17 protein-coding genes are annotated in these 14,756 nt (G+C 67.1%); 13 read left to right on the plus strand and 4 right to left on the minus strand.

Annotation, left to right across the window (positions count from 1 at the left end):
* Positions 1-267 carry a MoaD/ThiS family protein gene (locus AC5RUM_RS06320; RefSeq protein WP_494034136.1) on the minus strand — a complete coding sequence of 89 codons (267 nt, stop codon included), beginning with the start codon at positions 265-267 and terminating at the stop codon, positions 1-3.
* Positions 268-271: 4 nt separating this feature from the next.
* Entirely contained in the window at positions 272-1,420 is a 1,149-nt protein-coding gene (gene moaA / locus AC5RUM_RS06325; RefSeq protein WP_494034137.1) for a GTP 3',8-cyclase MoaA, read from the minus strand.
* Between the two features lie 280 nt (positions 1,421-1,700).
* Here moaA and AC5RUM_RS06330 point away from each other — a divergent pair, with 280 nt between their 5' ends.
* The 7 genes from AC5RUM_RS06330 to AC5RUM_RS06360 all read left to right on the plus strand — a co-directional run bounded on the left by AC5RUM_RS06330 (position 1,701) and on the right by AC5RUM_RS06360 (position 7,571).
* Positions 1,701-3,119: a molybdopterin-dependent oxidoreductase gene (locus AC5RUM_RS06330; protein WP_494034223.1), complete on the plus strand. Its 1,419-nt coding sequence runs from the start codon at positions 1,701-1,703 to the stop codon at positions 3,117-3,119.
* Between the two features lie 23 nt (positions 3,120-3,142).
* Entirely contained in the window at positions 3,143-4,441 is a 1,299-nt protein-coding gene (locus AC5RUM_RS06335) for a molybdopterin molybdotransferase MoeA (RefSeq protein WP_494034138.1), read from the plus strand.
* Complete coding sequence (gene moaC, locus AC5RUM_RS06340) at positions 4,429-4,923, plus strand: cyclic pyranopterin monophosphate synthase MoaC (RefSeq protein WP_494034139.1); 495 nt, start codon at positions 4,429-4,431, stop codon at positions 4,921-4,923. Before AC5RUM_RS06335 ends, moaC begins: the two co-directional genes overlap by 13 nt.
* On the plus strand, positions 4,920-5,444 hold the full coding sequence (locus tag AC5RUM_RS06345; protein ID WP_494034140.1) for a MogA/MoaB family molybdenum cofactor biosynthesis protein: 525 nt from the start codon (positions 4,920-4,922) through the stop codon (positions 5,442-5,444). The genes moaC and AC5RUM_RS06345 overlap by 4 nt, the downstream gene beginning before the upstream one ends.
* On the plus strand, positions 5,434-5,919 hold the full coding sequence (locus tag AC5RUM_RS06350; RefSeq protein WP_494034141.1) for a molybdenum cofactor biosynthesis protein MoaE: 486 nt from the start codon (positions 5,434-5,436) through the stop codon (positions 5,917-5,919). Before AC5RUM_RS06345 ends, AC5RUM_RS06350 begins: the two co-directional genes overlap by 11 nt.
* A gap of 146 nt (positions 5,920-6,065) precedes the next feature.
* The gene (locus tag AC5RUM_RS06355) at positions 6,066-6,824 is read left to right on the plus strand and encodes a MerR family transcriptional regulator (protein ID WP_494034142.1); all 759 of its coding nucleotides are present in this window, start codon (positions 6,066-6,068) and stop codon (positions 6,822-6,824) included.
* A 441-nt stretch (positions 6,825-7,265) separates the two neighbouring features.
* Positions 7,266-7,571 (plus strand): hypothetical protein, encoded by a 306-nt coding sequence (locus AC5RUM_RS06360; RefSeq protein WP_494034143.1) that lies wholly within the window; start codon positions 7,266-7,268, stop codon positions 7,569-7,571.
* Here AC5RUM_RS06360 and AC5RUM_RS06365 read toward each other — a convergent pair.
* Positions 7,542-7,859: a hypothetical protein gene (locus AC5RUM_RS06365; protein WP_494034144.1), complete on the minus strand. Its 318-nt coding sequence runs from the start codon at positions 7,857-7,859 to the stop codon at positions 7,542-7,544. The two genes, AC5RUM_RS06360 and AC5RUM_RS06365, sit on opposite strands and share 30 nt — an antisense overlap.
* Before the next feature lie 208 nt (positions 7,860-8,067).
* On the opposite strand from AC5RUM_RS06365, the gene dapB reads away from it, so the two are divergent.
* Positions 8,068-8,826: a 4-hydroxy-tetrahydrodipicolinate reductase gene (dapB, locus tag AC5RUM_RS06370; RefSeq protein ID WP_494034145.1), complete on the plus strand. Its 759-nt coding sequence runs from the start codon at positions 8,068-8,070 to the stop codon at positions 8,824-8,826.
* A gap of 5 nt (positions 8,827-8,831) precedes the next feature.
* A complete protein-coding gene (locus AC5RUM_RS06375; RefSeq protein ID WP_494034146.1) occupies positions 8,832-9,320 on the plus strand; it encodes a hypothetical protein in 489 nt (162 codons plus the stop codon).
* A 105-nt stretch (positions 9,321-9,425) separates the two neighbouring features.
* Here AC5RUM_RS06375 and AC5RUM_RS06380 read toward each other — a convergent pair whose 3' ends face one another.
* Positions 9,426-10,661 (minus strand): heparan-alpha-glucosaminide N-acetyltransferase domain-containing protein, encoded by a 1,236-nt coding sequence (locus tag AC5RUM_RS06380; RefSeq protein WP_494034147.1) that lies wholly within the window; start codon positions 10,659-10,661, stop codon positions 9,426-9,428.
* Between the two features lie 146 nt (positions 10,662-10,807).
* Here AC5RUM_RS06380 and AC5RUM_RS06385 point away from each other — a divergent pair, with 146 nt between their 5' ends.
* From AC5RUM_RS06385 to AC5RUM_RS06400, 4 genes are all read left to right on the plus strand, one after another.
* A complete protein-coding gene (locus AC5RUM_RS06385) occupies positions 10,808-11,242 on the plus strand; it encodes a hypothetical protein (RefSeq protein ID WP_494034148.1) in 435 nt (144 codons plus the stop codon).
* 9 nt (positions 11,243-11,251) lie between these two features.
* Positions 11,252-12,010 (plus strand): carbon-nitrogen hydrolase family protein, encoded by a 759-nt coding sequence (locus tag AC5RUM_RS06390; protein ID WP_494034149.1) that lies wholly within the window; start codon positions 11,252-11,254, stop codon positions 12,008-12,010.
* Between the two features lie 98 nt (positions 12,011-12,108).
* Positions 12,109-13,017, plus strand: coding sequence for a 4-hydroxy-tetrahydrodipicolinate synthase (gene dapA, locus AC5RUM_RS06395; RefSeq protein ID WP_494034150.1), 909 nt, complete (start codon positions 12,109-12,111; stop codon positions 13,015-13,017).
* 42 nt (positions 13,018-13,059) lie between these two features.
* Positions 13,060-14,751, plus strand: a complete 1,692-nt coding sequence (locus AC5RUM_RS06400) for a ribonuclease J (protein ID WP_494034151.1) — start codon at positions 13,060-13,062, stop codon at positions 14,749-14,751.
* Positions 14,752-14,756: the final 5 nt, after the last annotated feature.

Consider the following 14,756-nt stretch of genomic DNA (forward strand, 5'->3'; position numbering starts at 1 on the left):
CTAGCCTCCGGCAAAGGGCGGCAGGACGTCCACCACGTCGCCCTCGCGGAGGACCACTGAGCGGTCCCGGACGGCGACTTCATTGAGCAGGAAGCTGCTCCTGGCCAGGATGGTGGCCAGCCGCGGCGTTCCGGCCGGCGGCTCGGCGCGTTCGACGTCGAGGACGGCAGCCAGCAGTGCTTCCACCGTCGATCCGGCCGGAAGGTCGAAGCGCTCCTCTTCCAGGCCCGCCGCAGCGCGTGCGGCAGCGAAGTAACGTACGTTCAAGGGTTCAGCCTCCGATGGCGCTCATGCTGCGGTCCGGTTGGACGAAGTCCGGCGCGTCGAGTCCCACGTGGTCCATGCCGTGGGCCTTGGGCTTGAGCCACATGGCATCCTGCCAGCGTTCCGCCAGTTCCTGGTCGCTGGCGCCCGCCCGGAGGAGTCCGAGCAGGTCGAATTCCTCCCGGGAGAACAGGCAGCTCATGATCTTGCCTTCAGCGGTGATTCGGGTCCGGCGGCAGTCCGAGCAGAAGGGCTCGGTGACGGAAGCGATGATCCCCACGGTTCCCAGCACGGGGCCGTCGGGCTGCGCAGAACCGCCCGCAACAGACCCTACGGGTCGGCGTCGTACTTCGAAGCGTTCGGCGGGCGCCCCGTCCCGGGCGCGCGGATCCGGGCTGAGCACATAGTCCGCGGACAGCAGTTCACGGATCTCCGCCGCGGTGATCATGTTGCGCCGGGTCCAGCCGTGATCGGCGTCGAGCGGCATCTGCTCGATGAATCTCAGCTCGTAGCCCCGGTCCAGCGCCCATGCCAGCAGCGCCGGCGATTCCGCGTCGTTGATGCCGCGCATGAGCACGGCGTTGAGCTTGACCGGTCCCAGGCCTGCCGCCCACGCTGCATCCACGCCGGCAAGGACGCGGTCAAGGAACGGGCGCCGCGTCAGCTTGGTGAAGGTCTCCTCGTGCAGTGAGTCCAGCGAAACGTTGATGCGGGTGAGTCCGGCGGCGGCGAGCGCGGCGGCCTTCTTGTCCAGGCCCACTCCGTTGGTGGTCATGGAGATTGGCAGGGCGGGATGTTCCTCCCGGAGCGCGGCGATGATGTCCACCAGGTCCGCCCGGACCAGTGGCTCGCCACCGGTCAGGCGCAGCTCGCGCACACCCAGCAGATCCACGCCCACACGCACGATCCGCACGATTTCCGCAGCCGACATGACTGCCTGTTTGGACAGCCACTCCAGCCCCTCGGCGGGCATGCAATAGGTGCACCGCAGGTTGCACTTGTCAGTGAGGGAAAGCCGCATGTCCGTGGCGCGGCGGCCATAGCGGTCAACGAGTCCGGCGGGAGCATCGGCGGGCCGGGCAGCGGGAACTCCAGGCGCGCCAGGAAGCAGGGCGGCTCCTTCGCGCGGCTGCGGCATGCCAAGCTGAACACTCATGAATTCAGGCTACGCCACGTTGGGCCAAGCATCACGCCCGGGGGCTCCCGCTGCCGGCCCGGGTGCCCGGACTTATGCTGGAAGGGTGAACGAGTCCCAGCCGGCAGCGCCCGGGGCTTCAGCCGGAATGCATAGCTTCCCCACCTCTGGACCTGAAGCGTCCGGAGCCGTACCTGCCACGTCCCGCTGGTGGGCGGCAGGCGCCGGCGTTGTGGCCGCGGGCACCGGGCTGGTGGCCAGCGAGCTCATCGCAGGCTTCCTCAGTCCTTCACTGTCCACGATGACGGCGCTGGGCGGTGCGGTGATCGATGCTGTTCCGCCGGGAGTGAAGGACTGGGCGGTTGCACTGTTCGGCACGGCGGACAAGCTTGCCCTGCTGGCGGGCATGGCGCTGGTGATCGCAGCCCTGGCGGCGCTGTCCGGAGTGCTGGAGCTGCGCAGGCGCTATGCCGGAGCCGCAGTCTTCGCCGTCTTCGGGCTCGTCGGCGTTGCTGCGGTCCTGACCCGCGCGCAGGTGACCGTCATCGCCGTCGCACTCCCGGTGCTGGCGGCAGGGATCGGCGGCATGCTGCTGCAAAGCCTGATTTTGCGGCTGGCCGCCTGGCAGGCAGCTGCGCAGCAGGGCCGTGACGGGCGGCGCAGCTTCCTGCAGTTGCTGGGCGGGTCAGCTGCGGTGGTTCTGGTGGGAGGCGCGGTTGCCACAGCTTGGCGCGGCGGGGCAGCGGGGGTCAACGAGGTCCGCAGGACGTTGCGCCTTCCGGAGCCCAGGTCGGCTGCAGCAGCCATTCCGGCCGGTGCCGAGATCGGCCTCGATGGCATGGATCCCCTCGTCACCCCAAATCCGGATTTCTACCGCATCGACACCGCACTCTCCGTCCCCGTCCTGGACCCGCGGGAATGGAAGCTGAAGGTCACCGGCCTGGTGGAGCGGGAGATAGAACTCGACTTCGAAGCCCTGCAGGCCAAACCAATGCTGGAACGCCACGTGACCATCGCCTGCGTGTCCAATGAGGTCGGCGGCGACCTCATCGGCAATGCTCTCTGGCTCGGCTGGCCTGTCCGCGAACTGCTGGCGATGGCCGGCCCCCTTCCCGGCGCGGACATGGTGCTGTCCCGAAGCTCGGACGGCTGGACCGCCGGCACGCCGCTGGACGTCCTCACGGACAACCGGGACGCACTGCTCGCGGTAGGCATGAACGGTGAGCCGCTGCCGCTCGAACACGGATTTCCTGTTCGGCTGGTGGTACCCGGGCTCTACGGCTACGTGTCCGCCACGAAGTGGCTCGTTGAGCTCAAGGTCACCAGGTTCGCCGATGACGTTGCCTACTGGACGCCGCGCGGCTGGTCGGAACGCGGGCCCATCAAGATCTCCTCGCGCATCGATGTACCCCGCGACGGCCGGTCGGCCCGCCCGGGGCAGGTGATGTTCGGCGGCGTGGCCTGGGCACAGCACACCGGCATCGGCAAGGTGGAGCTGCGCGTGGACCGCGGCGGCTGGCAGCAGGCGGACCTGGCTCCCGGCATCTCCGTGGACACGTGGTGCCAGTGGCAACTGGGCATTGACCTCCAGCCGGGCCGGTATGAAGTCCAAGTGCGTGCGACAGATCTTAGCGGCACTGTCCAGGCGGAGGAGCACACGCCGGTTGCTCCGGACGGCGCCACCGGCTTCCACACCATTAGAGTTGACGTGAACCCATAGCCGTCACTCCCGAAGGCAGGACCATGCACCGCCACACGCAGCCGCGCGCCACTGCCGCCACATCGTCCCCAATGGCCCACGACGCAGTTGCCCACGATGCAGGGAGCAGAGCGCACGCACACCGCGGCGTGGCGGAACACCGCGACGCCGTCCGGGCCCTGCTGGAGCCGTTACGCAGCGCCGGCGGCACTGAACGGCTCGCCCTCGCCGAGGCCCTGGGCAGGGGGCTGGCCGAAGACATCACCGCGCCCCTGGACCTTCCTCCCTTCGCCAACTCGCAGATGGATGGCTTTGCCATCCGCACGGAGGACGTGCCCGACGGCGGTGGGGAGCTGCGCGTCGCCGCTCCCGTTCCGGCCGGGGCCCGGCCCGCACCGCTGCAGCCCGGGACGGCAGCCCCCATCATGACGGGCGCCATGGTCCCGCCCGGGGCCGACGCCGTCGTCCCCATCGAGCGGGCAGTTCCCGCAGCCTTCCCGGCTCCCGACGCGGAGGCGACTGTACGGCTCCCTCCAGCGGCTGCCGGGACGTTCATCCGGGAGGCCGGCAGCGATATCCGCGCGGGTGAAGCTGCCCTGGCGGCCGGCACCTGCCTCGGCCCCGGCCAGCTGGGGCTGATCGCCGCACTGGGCATCCCGATCGTCCTGGTCCACCGCCGGCTGACGGTCCTTCTCGTCACCACAGGCGATGAAGTGGTGGAGCCGGGCGGGCAGCTCGAGCCCGGCAAGATCTTCGATGCCAACGGGACCCTGCTGGAAACCTCGCTCCGGCAGGCCGGACTGGCGGTCATCAGGGCCGGCATCTCAACGGATGATCCCGCCGCCCTCTGCGGCCTGCTGCGCCGCCACGTCTCGGACGTGGACCTCATCGTGACCACCGGCGGAGTCAGCAAGGGCGCGTACGAGGTAGTGCGGCAGGCCATGGACGGCCAGGACGTGCGCTTCGGCCACGTGGCCATGCAGCCCGGCGGTCCACAGGGGATCGGAACGTTCGACGGCGTGCCCCTCCTGGGGTTCCCGGGGAACCCGGTCAGTTGTCTCGTGTCGTTTGAGATGTTCCTGCGGCCGGTCCTCAGCGGGCTGTTCGGCTCGCCCTCCCCACGGAACGTGGTTCGTGGCCGGCTCCTCGAGCCGCTCACATCGCCGGCCGGCAAGCACCAGGTGCGGCGCGGAACCCTGTTGCCGGACGGCACGGTACGGCTGGAGGGCGGCGAAAGCTCGCATCTGGTCGGAGCCCTCGCCCGGTCCAACGCCCTGGTCCAGGTGCCTGAAGGAGTATCCGCGCTCGCACAGGGCGCCGAAGTGGAAGTATGGATGCTGTGACTGCAGAAAATGACAACGCCGCGCTGACCCACCTGCGGAGCGACGGCACCGCCCAGATGGTGGATGTATCAGCAAAAACGGAAACCACACGGGAGGCTACGGCCAGCGCAACTGTCCGGAGCACGCCGGAAGTCCTGGCCCTGCTGGGCACCGGAGGCCTGCCGAAGGGCGACGCCCTGGCCGTGGCACGGGTGGCCGGCATCATGGCGGCAAAGAAGACCCCGGAACTGATTCCGCTGTGCCATCCGCTGCCGATATCGAAGGTGACGGTGGACTTCGAGCTCGGCCCGGACACCGTGGACATCTTCGCCACCGTGAAGACCAGGGGAGTCACGGGCGTGGAAATGGAGGCGCTGACGGCGGCCTCCGTCGCGGCACTGAGCGTCTACGACATGATCAAGGCCGTGGACAAGCACGCCGTGCTGACCGACATCAAGGTGCTGGCCAAAAGCGGCGGCAAGAGCGGGGACTGGACGCTGTGAGCACGCCCGGAAGGACACCGGAACCGCACGTCCACGGCGACGTCCAAGGCAGGAAGGCCGGAGTCGTCATTGCCTCGACACGTGCCGCCGCCGGCGAGTACCGGGACGAGACCGGGCCGGTCATCATCGACTGGCTCACCGAGCATGGATTTGAGGCGTTCCCCGCCATGGTCGTTCCCGACGGCGAGTCCGTGGGCGCCGCGATCAGGGCGCTGCTCACCCAGCGTCCCGCCGTCGTAATCACCAGCGGCGGCACGGGGCTCAGCCCCGATGACCGGACGCCGGAGATGACCCTGCCCCTGCTTGACCGGGAGATTCCGGGCATCATGGAGGGGATCCGGCAGGCCGGCATCGCCAAGACCCCGCTGGCGATGCTCAGCCGGGGGCACGCAGGGGCCGCCGGCACAACTTTCATCGTTAATCTGCCCGGATCACCGAAGGGCGTCATGGACGGACTGTCCGTGCTGGATCCGGTGATCGGGCATCTCTGTGACCAGCTGGAGGGCGGACATGGGCACTGAACAGGCAAACACCGGACGCACGGCCACCGGTCAGACATTCGAGGTGGTGCATGCCGTGCTGAGCGCGGAGCCCATCTCCGTTGACGAGGCCATTGCCGCCGTGGAGTCGGACACTGCGGGAGCGGTGGTCAGTTTCAGCGGCGTTGTGCGGAACCACGACGGCGGCAAGGCGGTGGAACGGCTGAATTACAGCGCCCATCCCACGGCGCACCAGGTCCTCGCCGATGTGGTGGCGGAACTGGTGGCCGAACACTCCGGCGATACCGGCACCCCGGTCCGGATCTGGGCCGCGCACCGGGTGGGTTCCCTGGAAATCGGGGATCCGGCCCTGGTCTGCGCCGTGGCGGCGGCACACCGCGGGCAGGCGTTCGCCGTCTGCTCCGAACTGGTGGACCGGATCAAGGACCAGGTCCCCATCTGGAAGGAACAGTTCTTCACCGACGGCACCGTGGAATGGGTCGGAGCCGGGGCCTAGCGCCCTTGACCTTGACGTAACGTCAACCCCTAGAGTCTCGGTATCGGGCCGGACCGGCCGGCCCGCGAGGGGACAAACGGCAAGGGAACAGCCCGCAGGGAGCTGTCCTCCCAGGGACAGGGCTCGTGGGAGCAGGGGAGGGACGGATGGACTGGTCGATCCAGGAGATAGCGAAGATCGCCGGCACAACCAGCCGTACGCTGCGCCACTACGACGACATCGGGCTGCTGAAGCCGACGAGAACCGGCCACAACGGGTACCGGTACTACGACGCCGCTGCCCTGGTGCAGCTGCAGCGCATCCTGCTTCTGCGCCAGTTGGGACTCGGCCTCCCGGCGATATCCGACGTGCTCCGGCACGAGACCGATGCTGTCCGGGCGCTCAGCGGGCACCTTGACTGGCTTCGGCAGGAGCAAGCGCGCCTGGACCGTCAGGTGGCCTCTGTCCGGCAAACCCTCGAATCACTGAGAGGAGATGGAGAACTCGTGGCTGAAAATATGTTCGATGGATTCGACCACACCCAGTACAAGGACGAGGTCGAGGAACGGTGGGGAAAGGAGGCCTACGCGGCCGGGGATTCCTGGTGGCGCGGGATGGGGGCGGAGGAGAAAAAGGCGTGGAAGCAGGGCGCCGAAAAACTCGGCCGTGACTGGATCCGCGCCGCCGAATCAGGTGCTTCAGCGGACAGCGAAGAGGCCCAGGAACTCGCGCGTCGCCATGTCGAGTGGCTCACGGCCATTCCCGGCACGCCGGCGTCCGCCCCGGACGGGGACACGAAGGGCTACGTCACGGGCCTTGGCGAGATGTACGTTGCCGACCCGCGATTCGCCGCTAACTACGGCGGCGAGCAGGGAGCCGGCTTCGTCAGCGACGCGCTGCGCATCTACGCAGAGAAGCACCTGTAGGGCGTCCGGCCCGAATGCAGAAGCCGGGGAGAAGAAGCCGGCGCCGGCGTGCAGAAGCCGGACCCGGCGCTTCCACGCGGAGTGCGTCCGGGCCCGGCAGTCCTGCAGAAGACGGTTCGCGGCTACCTTCAACTTCAGGACCCTCCAACCTTCGCCGCACGGACTTGGGAAAAGCCCCGATACGCGGCGCTGCAGCAGGGGCTGTCCATGGCCTTCTGCCGGGGCGGGTCCCGTATCTGGGGGGCAGGGGGCTCCGGACAGGGGGTCCCGGGTCCGGCTTTTTGTAGCAGGGCCGCGACACGATGACTTTCGCCGGTAACAGGAGGCCAGCCGTTGAAGCCGGCGGGCCGAGTGTTCCCTGCGGCCCGGACGTTTGCCCGGGCCGGTCTCAGGTCAGTGGGTGAAGGGGCTCACCGGCCGGTTGCAGGAAGGAGTGGGCCGATGGAGCCGGGCGACCCTCACACGGAGTCCCTGTTCCAGGGGCTGCAGGCCGGAAGTTCGATGCCCGGGGAGAGCCCCGGGAAATCTGGAATTCCCGGGGAATCGGCGGGGGAGTACATGCCAGGGATTCCAAGGCGGGGGGATCCGTCCCTGCGCGGACAGGTCCTGGACATCATCGCTGACATCATTTCCGGAACGGCCACGTCCCCCGATGTCCGGCGGCGGCTGCTAAGGCAGCTGGAGGACAACCCTGGAAACCCGGAGCAGGCCCTGCTCTTACATATCCTGGACTTCGAAGGGCCCTGAGTCTGTTGCAGCTGCCCGGATGTGTGGATCACGAAGGTGGTCCAGCAGCGCCCGTTCGGGGTGGCCCGGGTTTTCGGCCAGGTGCTGCAGCATGCGGGCACGGACCTCTGGGCGCGCGGGCTCCTCGTCGGAGAGGACATCGAGGATGATGTCCACGATCTGCCGGCGGAGTTCCGGATTGCCCAGCCGGACGTATGAAAGCTGAGCTGGCCCGGCTGTTTCCCATTCCTGTGAAACTGGTTCCTGTGACGCCGTGGGCTGGTGCAGCTCGCGAATCCCCATGCGCATTTGAGGCCTCCTTCGGCTCGTTAAAGTCTCGATCCATGCCCCCTTGGTGCTTTCCATCATGGGCCCCGAACGTGAAGCATGAATGAGACTCGTCTGAGAGTCTTCTCATAAGCCGTGGCGCCACCGGTCTCCGGCTGCACCCCGCGGCGGTGGTAATGCAGTGTCCGGGGTTCTGCCCCGCCGCCGGACGAAAGGTAGGGTTGAAACCATGATCGAACAACTCCCTGTCGCCGTTCTGGGCGCGAACGGGCGCATGGGCGCCGAAGCCGTCAAGGCCGTGGAATCCGCCCCCGACATGAAGCTCGTTGCGGCCCTCGGGCGCGGCGATTCCCTGGACTCGCTGAAGGGCACCGGCGCCAGGTTCGTGGTGGACCTCACCGTGCCGGAGAGCACTGAGGCCAACGTCCGTTTCGCCGTCGAGAACGGCATGCATGCCGTTGTCGGGACCACCGGCTGGGACATCGGCAGGCTGGAAAGCCTTGAATCGCTGCTCGCGGACCATCAGGGCGTAGGCGTCCTGATTGCACCGAATTTTGCCCTTGGTTCCGTACTGGCATCCGCCTTCGCGGCCACGGCGTCCAGATATTTCGAGTCGGTGGAGGTCATTGAACTCCACCACCCCGACAAGGTCGACGCGCCCTCCGGTACGGCAGTCCGCACGGCCCAGCTGATCGCAGCGGAGCGTGCAGCGGCGGGCGTCGAGCCCGGCCCGGACGCCACCACCACTGAGCTTGCGGGCGCCCGCGGCTGCGACGTGGAGGGAATCCGCGTGCACAGTGTCAGGCTTCGCGGACTGGTGGCGCACCAGGAGGTGCTGCTCGGAGGCCCCGGGGAGCAGCTGACCATCAGGCACGATTCGTTCGACCGCGCCTCGTTCATGCCCGGGGTCCTTCTGGGCGTGCGGAACGTGGCGCAGCACCCCGGCCTGACCGTGGGCCTTGACGGCTACCTTGATTTGGGGCTGTAAGGAACGTGGGACGTCTTTTTGACCAGCTGAAGAAGAACCGCACCAAAATCTGGGTGGGCGCGGTGACGCTTCTTCTGGTGTTCTACCTCGTCGTGTCCTTCCAGCGGTCCGTCCTTCTGCTGACGGACCCCGAGCCGGTGGCCAAAGCCATCGGTGCGGCGTACCTGATTCTCCCGGTTATCGGCGCCTGGGCCCTGATTCGTGAACTGCTGTTCGGTGCCCGCACCGAACAGATGGCGAACGTGCTGGAGGCCGAAGGCGGCCTGCCCGTTGACAACCTGCCGCGCACCCCGGCGGGAAGGATTATCCGCGCAGCAGCGGACCAGGAATTCGAGAAGTACCGCAGCGAGGCCGAGGCCGCCCCCGATGACTGGCGTTCCTGGTTCCGCCTCAGCTGCGCCTACGACGCCGCAGGAGACCGCAAGCGTGCCCGTGCTGCCATGCGGGACGCGGTGCGGCTCTTCCAGGCCTCCAAGGGCGCCCTCGCCCCGTAACTGCCCTTCCCGGTAACTGCCCTGCCTGGTAAGTGCCCTGCCTGATAAGTGCCGGGCCTGTAACCAGCCTGCCTGAAATAGCCTGGCCGCGCGGTCTCCGGCGTCTTAGCGGACTCTGTCCGGCTCGTGCCGCCCCACCTGGTTCGCGGCGTGGCCGAGCCATTCGAGCGGTCCCCGCTTCTTCAGGATCGCGAAGGCCGTTCCGATCAGCACGGCCAGTGCGGCATGGGCGAAATACACGCCATCCTCGGTCCAGCCCGACGGAAGGGGCTGGAGACGGGACGACGCCACGACCCACACGTGCACCGTGTACAGGGTCAGGGTCATGGCGCCCGCGCCGCGCAGCGGCAGCAACAGGTCCAGGTCCAGCCATTGTCCGAGCCTGCCAACCAACAGGCAGAGCCCGACGACGGCCGCGGCCACGCCGCTGGTGTGCAGCAGGTCCAGGGTGGTCCCCGAATGCGGTGCACTTGTGGCCAGCCACCACCACGACCCCTCCTGGCGGACGCCTGCCAGGTTGACCTGCAGAATGCTCGCCAGCGGGTAGTTGGGATCCGTGAGCACGTCCTGCAGCGCGGCCCGGCCGCCCCAGGACTCCATCGCCGCCGTGCCCAGAACCTTGGCGAACGCGGCCACGGCGCTGCCGACGGTCAGCAGCAGCAGGGGCAGGCCGGCCGCTGACAGGGACAGCCTGCCAATGACAAGTCCCACCAGCAGATATGAGATCCACTGAAAAACGGGGTAATAGCCCGTCAGGAACAGGTCGCCAAGCAGCTGTGCGGGCGTGGACAGGTCCTCCCAGCCAGGGTTGTGGTTCAGCTGCAGGGGCGGATCCGCCGCCATGAGCCAGGGCCGAAGCAGAAAGGCCAGCAGGGGGGAGCCCACGATCCAGCCCGCGGCCCAGGCGCAGAGGGCTTTCAGCCGCAGCCCGATAAACGGGAGTATGCACAGGAACAGCACGGCATAGTGCACGAGGATGACCGCGACGTTGACCTCAAGGCCACCCAGGGCCAGTCCGACGACGGCGATCACCAGAGCACGCATGGCTATGCCCCGCCGGGCTGCTGTGAGGGCGGTGCCTTCCAGGGGACGCTGCTTGCCGGTGGACAGCGCCAGGCCGATTCCGGCCAGGACAGCAAACAGCGCGGCTGCCCGGCCTGAGAATGTCAGCCCGATCCAGGTGGGGGTCAGATTGGCATCCGACTCGAATGTGGGCAGCAGGTGCGTGGCCATCATGCCGAGGAGGGCCAGGCCGCGGGCTGCGTCGATGCCCCCAAGACGGGTGCTGGCTGTAGGTCCTTTCGACGTTCTGGACGATGCAGCGGTACTCCCCGAGGTCATGATGTGATCGTCTCACATCCAGGTGCCGGTGATCCGCTAGCAAGTTCTCGGCCTGGTGCGGCTGATGGGGATGCCGGCCTCCGTCGTGCGGAACGCAATCCTGCCGCAGGGTTGTATTCGAATATATGTTCGAATACTATTTCGGCATGATCAACTCATTCGGGCGCGGCTCAGGGTCCAGACACGGCTCAGGCTCCAGAGGCGGCGCCGACGGGGGACCCCGCATGGAACCGGACAGGCAACCGCGCAACGAGCCGTTCAGGGAACCGCGCAGCGCACCTGCAACCAGCGCCGACGGGCCGCTGCAGGCGATGAGTCCGGGAGTGGTGGACTACCTTTTCAGGCAGCTCGTCGCGGGCAATCCGGCTGAGGACGTGCAGTGGGGCCGCGAAGGAATTCCGCTCGCCGCCCAACCGCCCGGGGCAGAGCTGGCGCGGCGGCTTTCGGAGACCGATCTTGATGCCCTGACACCCACGGAGCTCTTCCATTACGTCCGCGCCGCCCAGCGCCTGGCCACCTGGGCGGAGTCCTTGCGGGAAGCTGCTGTGGGCCGTTACTGCGCAGGAAAGGATCCTGCCTAGGATGGAGGCGTGACCGGACCGCTGACCGTATCTGTCATCCAATACGAGGCCCTTGAGGGCGGCGTTGTGGCCAACGTGCCGGAGCATGTCCGTCTCATCGAGGACGCGGATTCCCACGGCGCCCGGCTCGTGATTTTTCCGGAACTTTCCCTGACCGGCTACAACCTGCCATTGCTGCGGAGTGCGGAGCAGTGGCTGGTGCCAGGCGATGCCCGCCTTGCCGAGGTGCGCGAGATCTGCCGGCGCACGGGGGTTACTGCCGTCGTGGGGGCCGCCCTGCGGGAGCCTGACGGCACGCCCCGGCTGGCATCGCTGGCCGTCCACCCCGACGGGTCGGAGGAAGCGGGGTTCAAAGCCCATCTGCACGGCGGGGAGGCCGCGCTGTTTCGGGCCGGTCCGGGTCCGGCTGTCCTCGACGTGGACGGCTGGAAGGTCGCCCTGGCCGTCTGCTTCGATGCCGCCCATCCCGTGCACTCCGGCACCGCCGCGGAAGCAGGCGCGGACTTGTATGCCGTTTCGGGCCTTTACACCCAGGGTGAGGGGACGCGGCTGGGCCTGCATCTTGGGGCGCGCGCCATGGACAACCGCATGTACACGCTCTTGGCCAACCTTGGCGGCCGGACGTCTCTTGGACCCTCCTGCGGGCTGAGCGGTTTTTGGGGGCCGGACGGACTCGCCATGCAGCGCGCCAAGGGCACGGGAACGGAAGTGCTCACGGCGGTACTTGGGAGGGGTGCCCTGGAGCGATACCGCCGCCCGGCAATGTGACGGGCCCGCCCTCCGGGTTTGACGGCGTCCGCGAGTTTGACCATCATCACGCGCCCGCCATTGTCCTAACCTGCCGGTGACAGGGTAACGTTTTTCCCATGGCTGACACTTCCGCGAACATTCCTGCTCTTGGCACCCTCCTGACCGCCATGGTCACGCCCTTCACCAGGGACGGCAAAGTGGACTACCAGCAGGCGGCGGAACTGGCCGTGAAACTCGTGGACGACGGCTGTGACGGCCTGGTGGTGACCGGAACCACAGGGGAAACCTCCACCCTCACCGACGAGGAAAACCTTGGCATGTTCCGTGCCGTCAAGGATGCCGTCGGAGGACGCGCAGCGATCATCGCCGGCACCGGAACCAACGACACCGCGCACTCCGTGCAGCTTTCGCAGCGGGCGGCCGCGCTCGGGGTCGACGGACTCCTGATTGTCACGCCGTACTACAACAAGCCCAGCCAGGCCGGCGTCCGCGCACACTTCGAGACCATCGCGTCGGCAACCGATCTGCCCGTGATGCTGTACGACATCCCCGGCCGCTCCTCCATTCCGATTGCGCCCGAGACCATGATCCGTCTTTCGCAGCACCCGAATATCGTCGCCGTCAAGGACGCCAAAGCGGATTTCGCCGCCGCGACACGCGTCATGGCCGAGACGGACCTCCTCTTCTACTCCGGTGACGACGGCCTTACCCTCCAGTGGATGGCAATGGGCGCCGTGGGCCTGGTGGGTGTCACAACACACGTCGTCACCCGCCGCTTCCGGGAACTTATCGACGCCGTCAACGCGAACGACCTGGGCAAGGCCCGCAAGATCAATTTCGAGCTTGAACCCGTTGTGCGCGCAACGATGACCCGCGTCCAGGGTGCCGTTGCAGCCAAGCAAATTCTTAAATGGCAGGGAGTCCTGCCCAACTCGATTGTCCGTTTGCCCCTCGTGGAGCCGGACGAAGCCGAGATCGAAACCATCCGCGAGGATTTGGCGGAAGGAGGGCTGGTCTATTCCTGACGGACTAGGACCGGCACTCTTCCGCCTGGAAAGAAGTGCATTATGACCCAAGTTGCCCTACCCGGCCTCGTCACGCCTCCCCGCCTTGCCGAAGGCACCCTTCGGATCGTTCCCCTGGGTGGCCTGGGCGAGATCGGCCGGAACATGGCAGTCTTCGAAATCGACGGCAAGCTGCTGATCGTTGACTGCGGCGTCCTCTTCCCGGAGGAGACCCAGCCGGGCGTTGACCTGATCCTGCCCGACTTCTCCTACATCGAGGACCGGCTGGATGACATCGTGGCTGTGGTGCTGACCCATGGCCACGAAGACCACATCGGCGCTGTGCCGTACCTTTTGCGGCTCCGCAGCGATATCCCGCTCGTGGGTTCGCAGCTGACGCTCGCCCTTGTCGAAGCCAAGCTGCAGGAACACCGCATCAGGCCCTACACGCTGACGGTGACCGAAGGGCAGGTGGAGCAGTTCGGCCCGTTCCAGTGCGAGTTCGTTGCAGTCAACCACTCCATCCCGGATGCTCTGGCTGTTTTCCTCCGCACCGCCGGCGGAACTGTGCTGCACACTGGCGACTTCAAGATGGACCAGCTCCCGCTGGACGGGCGGATCACGGACCTCCGGCACTTTGCCAAGCTCGGCGAAGAAGGCGTGGACCTGTTCATGTCTGACTCCACGAACGCCGATGTTCCGGGCTTCACCACAGCGGAAAAGGAGATCGGCCCTACCTTGGACCGTGTCTTCGGACAGGCCACCAAGCGCATCATCGTGGCGTCCTTCTCCTCGCATGTCCACCGTGTGCAGCAGGTCCTGGATGCCGCGGCCAAACATGGCCGCAACGTGGCGTTCGTCGGGCGTTCCATGGTCCGGAACATGGCCATCGCTGAAAAGCTCGGGTACCTGGACGTGCCGGACGGCATCGTAGTGGACCTGAAGAACATCGATAGCCTGCCGGACAACAAGGTGGTGCTGATGTCCACCGGCTCGCAGGGTGAGCCCATGGCCGCGCTGTCCCGCATGGCCAACGGCGACCACCGGGTGGTGGTTGGCCACGGTGACACCGTTATCCTGGCCTCCAGCCTGATCCCCGGCAACGAAAACGCGGTGTTCCGCATCATAAACGGACTGCTTAAGCTCGGCGCCGACGTCATTCACAAGGGCAACGCCAAGGTCCACGTGTCCGGCCATGCCGCTGCCGGTGAGCTGCTGTACTGCTACAACATCCTTGAGCCGCTGAACGCCATGCCAGTGCACGGCGAGACCCGGCACCTAATCGCGAACGGCAAGATTGCCGAGGAATCGGGCGTGCCCGAGGCCAGCATCCTCCTCGCGGACAATGGCACCGTGATCGACCTCAAGGACCACCGCGCCGACGTGGTGGGCCAGATCGAGGTCGGCTTCGTCTATGTGGACGGTTCCAGCGTGGGCGAGATCACCGACGCCGACCTCAAGGACCGGCGGGTTCTCGGAGACGAAGGCTTCATCTCCATTATCACCGTTATCAACCGGGCCACCGGCAAGGTGGTCTCCGGACCTGAGATCCACGCCAGGGGCGTCGCGGAGGATGACTCGGTGTTCGACGACATCATCCCCAAGATCAACAACGCCCTGGAGGAGGCCGTGCTGAGCAACGCGGACCACACCGCCCACCAGTTGCAGCAGGTGGTCCGCCGGATCGTCGGAACGTGGGTCAACCGCAAGCTGCGGCGCCGCCCGATGATTATTCCGGTGGTCCTCGAGGCCTAAGCCGC

The organism is Arthrobacter sp. B2060 (assembly GCF_059090445.1).

Excerpts from the sequence above, each read along its gene's own strand:
- AC5RUM_RS06350 (WP_494034141.1), top strand. The coding sequence starts at position 5,434 with ATGGGCACTGAACAGGCAAACACCGGACGCACGGCCACCGGTCAGACA.
- AC5RUM_RS06400 (WP_494034151.1), top strand. The coding sequence starts at position 13,060 with ATGACCCAAGTTGCCCTACCCGGCCTCGTCACGCCTCCCCGCCTTGCC.
- dapB (WP_494034145.1), top strand. The coding sequence starts at position 8,068 with ATGATCGAACAACTCCCTGTCGCCGTTCTGGGCGCGAACGGGCGCATG.
- AC5RUM_RS06385 (WP_494034148.1), top strand. The coding sequence starts at position 10,808 with ATGATCAACTCATTCGGGCGCGGCTCAGGGTCCAGACACGGCTCAGGC.
- dapA (WP_494034150.1), top strand. The coding sequence starts at position 12,109 with ATGGCTGACACTTCCGCGAACATTCCTGCTCTTGGCACCCTCCTGACC.
- AC5RUM_RS06380 (WP_494034147.1), bottom strand. The coding sequence starts at position 10,661 with ATGACCTCGGGGAGTACCGCTGCATCGTCCAGAACGTCGAAAGGACCT.
- moaC (WP_494034139.1), top strand. The coding sequence starts at position 4,429 with ATGGATGCTGTGACTGCAGAAAATGACAACGCCGCGCTGACCCACCTG.
- AC5RUM_RS06330 (WP_494034223.1), top strand. The coding sequence starts at position 1,701 with ATGACGGCGCTGGGCGGTGCGGTGATCGATGCTGTTCCGCCGGGAGTG.
- AC5RUM_RS06355 (WP_494034142.1), top strand. The coding sequence starts at position 6,066 with ATGGACTGGTCGATCCAGGAGATAGCGAAGATCGCCGGCACAACCAGC.
- moaA (WP_494034137.1), bottom strand. The coding sequence starts at position 1,420 with ATGAGTGTTCAGCTTGGCATGCCGCAGCCGCGCGAAGGAGCCGCCCTG.
- AC5RUM_RS06335 (WP_494034138.1), top strand. The coding sequence starts at position 3,143 with ATGCACCGCCACACGCAGCCGCGCGCCACTGCCGCCACATCGTCCCCA.
- AC5RUM_RS06365 (WP_494034144.1), bottom strand. The coding sequence starts at position 7,859 with ATGCGCATGGGGATTCGCGAGCTGCACCAGCCCACGGCGTCACAGGAA.
- AC5RUM_RS06360 (WP_494034143.1), top strand. The coding sequence starts at position 7,266 with ATGGAGCCGGGCGACCCTCACACGGAGTCCCTGTTCCAGGGGCTGCAG.